The organism is Desulfosarcina cetonica JCM 12296, from assembly GCF_001311845.1.
GTDB classification, from domain to species: Bacteria; Desulfobacterota; Desulfobacteria; order Desulfobacterales; family Desulfosarcinaceae; genus Desulfosarcina; species Desulfosarcina cetonica.
In genome coordinates this window covers 37,503-44,289 of the sequence record NZ_BBCC01000033.1, presented here as the reverse complement: position 1 = coordinate 44,289, position 6,787 = coordinate 37,503, and the positions used below count along the sequence as shown (strand labels likewise).

General features: G+C 60.4%; 6 protein-coding genes and 1 pseudogene. All 7 read left to right on the top strand.

The window, feature by feature from the left end; all coding sequences use genetic code 11:
• On the top strand, positions 1-293 hold a 293-nt coding region (locus JCM12296_RS39740), incomplete at its 5' end, for a hypothetical protein (RefSeq protein ID WP_218188036.1).
• Positions 290-937: a histidine phosphatase family protein gene (locus JCM12296_RS10155; RefSeq protein WP_157067514.1), complete on the top strand. Its 648-nt coding sequence runs from the start codon at positions 290-292 to the stop codon at positions 935-937. The genes JCM12296_RS39740 and JCM12296_RS10155, both read left to right, overlap by 4 nt.
• Complete coding sequence (locus JCM12296_RS10150) at positions 937-2,673, top strand: ABC transporter ATP-binding protein (RefSeq protein WP_054692228.1); 1,737 nt, start codon at positions 937-939, stop codon at positions 2,671-2,673. The genes JCM12296_RS10155 and JCM12296_RS10150 overlap by 1 nt, the downstream gene beginning before the upstream one ends.
• A complete protein-coding gene (locus JCM12296_RS44045; RefSeq protein ID WP_054692225.1) occupies positions 2,663-3,418 on the top strand; it encodes an ABC transporter transmembrane domain-containing protein in 756 nt (251 codons plus the stop codon). The genes JCM12296_RS10150 and JCM12296_RS44045 overlap by 11 nt, the downstream gene beginning before the upstream one ends.
• Positions 3,349-3,972 carry an ABC transporter transmembrane domain-containing protein gene (locus JCM12296_RS44040; RefSeq protein WP_246804122.1) on the top strand — a complete coding sequence of 208 codons (624 nt, stop codon included), beginning with the start codon at positions 3,349-3,351 and terminating at the stop codon, positions 3,970-3,972. The genes JCM12296_RS44045 and JCM12296_RS44040 overlap by 70 nt, the downstream gene beginning before the upstream one ends.
• 20 nt (positions 3,973-3,992) lie before the next feature.
• Positions 3,993-4,619: an ABC transporter ATP-binding protein gene (locus JCM12296_RS44035; protein ID WP_246804125.1), complete on the top strand. Its 627-nt coding sequence runs from the start codon at positions 3,993-3,995 to the stop codon at positions 4,617-4,619.
• A gap of 312 nt (positions 4,620-4,931) precedes the next feature.
• A pseudogene (locus tag JCM12296_RS10130) lies at positions 4,932-6,693 on the top strand (formate--tetrahydrofolate ligase).
• The last annotated feature ends 94 nt before the right edge of the window (positions 6,694-6,787 follow it).

Genomic DNA, 6,787 nt, shown 5'->3' with positions numbered 1-6,787 from the left:
CCGATCTGGCCAAGATTGTCGCCGGCCACATGGATCTGGCCGTCGATCCCAAGGCGCCCCTGGATGAGGCCCAGGTGGTTTTTCTGGCCGACAAACTGGTGGCTGGCACCACCATCGTCGACCTCTCCCGGCGCTTTGACGCAAAGTTGGACAAATACGGCCAAAGCGCGACGGCCGTCGCCAACATCCTGCGCCGCAAACAGGCGGCGCAGGCCGTGGAAACCAAAATCACCCGCATCACCGGCGTGGCGATGGACCGCATGCTATCCGACGCCCTTATCGAAAGGCCATGATGGGAAACCCGCTTGAAGCATGGGCCGCGAAGAAGGATGAGAAGAGAATTCTCTTGCTTCGGCACGGTGAGATCGAAACACCGGCAAAGGAGAAATACTTCATCGGCCAGATCGACTTGCCCTTGAGTCCGCGCGGGCGGGCCCAGGCAGCCTATTGGCACCGGCACCTGGCCGGGATCGCCTTCTCACAGGTGGTCTGCAGCGATCTCTCGCGCTGCCTGGAAACGGCCCGGATCGTCGCCGCCGACCGCCAGGTACCGGTTCTGCCGGACCCCGCCTGGCGGGAGATCAACCTGGGCGCGTGGGACGGTTTGGCCTTTGGTGACGTCAAGGCCCGCTGGCCCGATCTTTTCCAGCAGCGCGGCCAGGCCATCGACGGATTTCGCCCCCCCGGCGGGGAAAGTTTCGTCGACCTCGAAAGCCGCATCGCTCAAGCCTTCGATACCCTGACGGCCCGATTGGACGGCGATCTGCTGGTGGTGGCCCATGCGGGGGTCAACCGGGTGCTGCTCTGTCACCTGTTGGGCATGCCGGTGCCCCATCTCTTCCGCCTCGATCAGGACTACGCCGCCTTGAACCTGATAACCTGGCAAGCTGCCGGATGCCGGCTGCATGCCTTGAATCTCACCCCCAACGTGACCTGATGAAACCCTTCAAGCTGATCCAACCCTATCTTATGGCCAATCGCGCCACGATCCTGGTTGGCCTTGCGTGCCTGATCATCGTGGATCTGTTGCAGCTATTCATCCCCCGGGTGATCAAATGGGTCGTGGACGACCTGACCCTGATGCGGGTGGACCCGGACGGGCTGTTGCGCTATGCCGGCATGATCCTGGCCCTGAGCCTTTTCATCGGCTTTTTCCGTTTTTTCTGGCGCCGCTGTCTGTTGGGCACGGCCCGCAAAACCGAGGAAGCCCTGCGCAACCGTCTCTTTCAGCATATCCAGGTGCTTTCGCCGGCCTACTTCGACCGTGTGCGCACCGGTGATCTCATGGCCCACGCCACCAACGACATCCAGCAGGTGCGCATGGCCTCGGGGATGGGCCTGGTGGCCCTGAACGATGCGGTTTTCCTGGGATCGGCGGCCATCGGCTTCATGGTCTACATCAACCTGGAGCTGACCGTTTATGTCCTCTTGCCCATGCCCCTGATCGTCTTGGGCAGCCGATACTTCGGCCGGCTCATGCACCGGCGCTACAAACGCGTGCAGGCGGCCTTCAGCGAATTGACCGAGGCGGTGCGCGAACGCTTCGCCGGCATCCGCGTGGTGATGGCCTACAACGCCCAGGCGGCCGAAGCCAAGGCGATCGAAACCTACTCCGAAACCTACGTCCAAGAGAACATCGACCTGGTCAAGATCACCGGCGCGTTCTTCCCGCTGATGATTTTGCTCACCAACATCAGCATGGCCATCGTGCTCTTCCAAGGCGGCCGCCAGACGATCTTCAACCGCATCACCCCCGGCGATTTCGTGGCCTTCATCAGCTACCTGGGACTGCTCACCTGGCCCATGATGGCCCTGGGATGGGTGACCAACCTGATCCAGCGCGGAAGAGCCTCCCTGGATCGTTTGGACGGCATCCTGAGCACGCAGCCGGAGCTCATCGAACGGATCGACGCCGCGCCCCTCGATGCCTTCCGGGACCGCCTGACCATAGACGATGTCGGTTTCGCCTTCGATCCCGCGCGGGGCAAGGTCCTGGACGGGATTCGGCTGACGGTCGAAAAGGGCGAGACCATCGGCATCGTCGGTCCGCCGGGTGCCGGCAAGACCGCGCTCTTGCAGCTCATTCTGCGCCTTTACGATGTCGATGAAGGTGCCATCCGCATCGATGGCAGGGACCTGCGCGATCTCAAGATCGACGACCTGCGGGCCTTGATCTCCATGGCGCCCCAGGAACCGTTTCTGTTTGCCGGCACGATCCGCGAGAATATCACCTTTGGCGACACGACCATCGACGATGCCCGGCTGGCGCACGCCACCCGGATGGCCGCCCTGGATACCACCATCGCCGAACTGCCGGGCGGCTTCGACACCATCGTCGGAGAAAAAGGCGTGATCCTTTCCGGCGGCCAGAAACAGCGCGTGGCCCTGGCCCGGGCCTTTCTGGGCGATACGCCCATCCTGATCCTCGACGACCCGGTCAGCCAGGTGGATACCCGCACGGCGACCCGCATTGTCGGCACCCTGGAGGCCATGGCCGGTGAAAAAACGGTGATGATCGTCTCCCACCGCCTGTCGGCCGTGCGCAAGGCCGACCGCATCGTCCTGATGGAAGACGGCCATATCCAGGCCATCGGCACGCATGCGCAAATGATGGCCGAAAATGCCTACTACGCCCGCACCTACCGTCTGCAGGAGCTGGAAGATGCGCTTTGACTACGGCTATGACGAGGAGCAGCGGCTGGGCAAGCCCTACGACCTGAAGCTGCTGCGGCGGATTCTGCCCTATATCCGCCCCCACCGCCTGCGGCTGGTGCTGTCGGTGCTGTTGGTGGTGACCATCACCTTGCTGGAACTCTCGGTTCCCTATATCACCAAGGAGATCATCGACCGCCAGATCGTTCCCAAAGCACGGATTCACACGGATGCGAAGGCACCCGGCAAACAGCGCTTCTGGGTGGACATGCACGATTCCCGGGCGGCGGCCGTCGTGGCCCGCAACCCCCAGTGGTTCGATCGCAAGGGCAACCAGGCCAGCATCCGCCTGGAAGATCTGGATCGCCTGCCGGCCGCCGATCTAGCCGCGTTGCGGCACGCCGACCTGTCGGGACTGACCCGCATCAGCCTGCTCTTTCTGGCCGTAGTACTGCTGATTTTCATCTGCACCTTCGTGCAGAACCTGATCATGGAAATCGCCGGCAACCGTATCATGCACGACCTGCGCATGACCCTCTACCGCCATATCCAGGCCATGCCGCTGGGCTTTTTCACCCGCCACCCCGTGGCGCGCCTGGTCACCCGGGTAACCAATGACATCTCCAACATGCACGAACTCTTCACCAACGTCATCTCCATGGTCTTCAAGGATCTCTTCCTCTTGGTGGGCATCGCGTGGTGCTGGTGGCCATGGATGTTCGCCTGGCGCTGCTGTCATTTCTCGTGCTGCCCCTCGTCGGGCTGACGGCCTTCGTTTTTTCCAGCCAGGTGCGCGATGTCTTTCGCGAACTGCGCAACAAAGTAGCCGAGATCAACACCCGTTTCTCAGAGACCATCGGCGGCATCAAGGTCATCCAGACCTTTCGGCGCACCCCGGACAACGCCGCCGCCTTTGCCCGTCTCAACCATGCCAACTACCTGGCCGGCATGCGCCAGATCAATATCTTCGCCGTTTTCATGCCGGTGATCGAAATGCTGGGGGTAACCGCCATCGCCATCGTCATTTACGTGGGCGGCAGCCACGTCATCGGCCAGACCATGAGCATCGGCGTCCTGGCGGCCTTTCTGGCTATATGCGCATGTTCTTCCGGCCCATCCGTGATCTGGCGGAAAAATACAACATCCTGCAAAACGCCATGGCCTCGGCCGAACGCATTTTTCTACTTCTCGACCGGCCTTCGGCCGCCACCCTGCAAAGCGGTGGCAAGACGCCTGCGGGCCCGCTGGAAACCATCCGCTTCGAGAATGTCAGCCTGGCCTACACGCCCAACGAGCCGGTCCTCAAATCGATCAACCTGACCATCGCCGCCGGGCAGACCGTGGCCATCGTCGGCGCCACCGGATCGGGCAAGACCTCACTGGTCAATCTGTTGGTCCGCTTCTACGACCCCACCGGCGGCAGGCTGCGCTTCAACGACGTCGACTGTCGCCACATCGCACCTGAAACCTTAAGAAAACGGATCGCCCTGGTCATGCAGGACCCGTTTCTTTTCACCGGTACCTTAAGATCCAATCTCTTCTTCGCCGCGCCCGGGATCTCCGCCGCACGTCAGGATGAAATTTTGGACGCCTCGCGATGCCGCCAACTCGTGCGCCGCTTTCCCGACGGACTCGATACCCCCATCACCGAAGGCGGTGCCTCGCTTTCCAGCGGTGAACGCCAGTTGATCTCCGTTGCCCGGGCCTTTTCCGCCGATCCGGAGGTGATCATCCTCGACGAGGCGACCTCGTATGTGGACTCGGAAACCGAAATGCATCTGCAAGCCGCCATCGGCAACCTGATGCAGGGGCGTACCTGCGTGGTCGTGGCCCACCGCCTCACCACCGCACGCAGCGCCGACCAGATCGTTGTGTTAAATGGCGGCTGTTTGGTGGAACGGGGCGACCATACGACCCTGATGGCTCAAAAGGGCTACTATTATCGACTTTACCAGCTGCAGGGCTGAAGGTTTCGGCAAAGCCCCGGCCAGCTTTCATCACCGGTTTAATGCCCCTTCTATAAAATAAGCTTAAGCTTTATTTTCAATGGGTTATTTGCATTGACAAGTCCCTTCCGGCCTCGACACATAAGGCTTGCCAAATCCGCTAAGGCGTGTTAGATTAGCCGCGTTTTCCCGGGTCCCGGGGAAATTTCGATCATTCTAATCTCAGCATCAATCCGATTACGAATTTACTTAATAGACCCGTCAATACAATGGTGCCTGATGGGGAATCATCAGTGCCCTCTTCGTTAATCACAATTAAAGGAGGTTGGATAGATGGCATACGATGCGACTAAAATGGCGGACTGGCAGATTTCCGAGGAAGCGGAAAAAAACATGCCCATGCCCGAAGCCTGGTGTGAAAAGCTGGGTCTGGAAAAAGAAGAAATGCTGGCCATGGGCCGTCTGTCAAAGCTGGATTTTCTGAAGATCATCGACCGCCTGAAAGACAAACCGGATGGAAAATACATCGAAGTGACCGCCATCACCCCGACTCCCTTGGGCGAAGGCAAAAGCACCACCTCACTGGGATTGATGGAAGGTCTGGGAGCCCGTGGTAAACACGTCGGCGGCGCTGCGTCAGCCTTCCGGCGGCCCCACCATGAACGTAAAAGGCACGGCAGCCGGCGGCGGCAACTCTCTGCTGATCCCCATGACCGAGTTCTCCCTGGGTCTCACCGGCGACATCAACGACATCATGAACGCGCACAACCTGGGCATGGTCGCCATGACGGCCCGTATGCAGCATGAGCGCAACTACAATGACGAACAGCTGGCCCGCCTCACCGGCATGCGCCGCCTGGACATCGATCCCACCCGCGTGGAGATGGGCTGGATCATCGACTTCTGCGCCCAGGCCCTGCGCAACATCGTCATCGGCCTTGGTGGTCGTACGGATGGTTTCACGATGCAGAGCAAGTTCGGCATTGCCGTGGGTTCGGAGCTGATGGCCATCCTGGCCGTGGCCACCGACCTGGCCGACCTGAAAGACCGCATCAACAAAATCACCGTGGCCTTCGACAAGAGCGGCAAACCGGTTACCTGTGGTGATCTCGAAGTCGGCAACGCCATGGCCGCCTTCATGCGCAACACGATCAACCCGACCCTGATGAGCACCGCCGAATACCAGCCCTGCCTGGTGCACGCCGGTCCCTTCGCCAACATCGCCGTGGGTCAGAGCTCCATCATCGCCGACCGCGTCGGCCTCAAGCTGTGGGATTACCATGTCACCGAGTCCGGCTTCGCCGCTGACATCGGCTTCGAGAAGTTCTGGAACGTGAAATGCCGCTTCTCCGGCCTCAAACCCCACGTCTCCATCTTGACCTCCACGATCCGCGCCCTGAAGATGCACGGCGGCGGTCCCAAGGTTGTCGCGGGTAAAGCCCTTGACGACGCCTACACCAAGGAAAATCTGGGACTGGTGGAAAAGGGTATTGAGAACATGGTCCACATGATCGGTGTCATTCGTAAGTCTGGCATCAACCCGGTGGTCTGTATCAACCGGTTCTACACCGACACCGACGCTGAGTGCGAGATCGTTCGCAAGGCCGCCGAAGCCGCCGGTGCCCGTTGCGCCGAGTCCAAGCACTGGGAAAAAGGCGGCGAAGGCGCCCTGGAATTCGCCGATGCCGTTATCGACGCCTGTGAAGAGGGCAACGACTTCAAATTCCTCTATCCGCTGGAGATGAAACTGCGCGACCGCGTCGATCTCATCGCCAAGGAAGTCTACGGCGCCGACGGCGTGGATTGGGCTCCGGAAGCCAACGCCAAGGCCGAGATGCTGGAAAACGATCCCAAGTACGCCGACTTCGCTACCATGATGGTCAAGACCCACCTCTCCCTGTCCCACGACCCGGTCAAGAAGGGCGTGCCCAAGGGATGGCGGCTGCCCATCCGTGACGTACTCATCTACTCGGGTGCCAAGTTCCTCTGCCCCTGCGCCGGTACCATCAGCCTGATGCCTGGAACCGGTTCCAACCCGGCCTTCCGCCGCATTGACGTCGATCCGGAAACCGGAAAGGTCAGCGGTTTGTTCTAAATTGAATTATTGATGCATGTCGTTCAAAGGCCCGGGTCTGGTACCCGGGCCTTTTTTTGTAAATGATTGACAAAAATGGGAAATCCCTTTTAAG

Bases quoted from the DNA above. Each gene is read 5' to 3' on its own strand.
- JCM12296_RS10155 (WP_157067514.1), top strand. From the start codon at position 290: ATGATGGGAAACCCGCTTGAAGCATGGGCCGCGAAGAAGGATGAGAAG.
- JCM12296_RS10150 (WP_054692228.1), top strand. From the start codon at position 937: ATGAAACCCTTCAAGCTGATCCAACCCTATCTTATGGCCAATCGCGCC.
- JCM12296_RS44045 (WP_054692225.1), top strand. From the start codon at position 2,663: ATGCGCTTTGACTACGGCTATGACGAGGAGCAGCGGCTGGGCAAGCCC.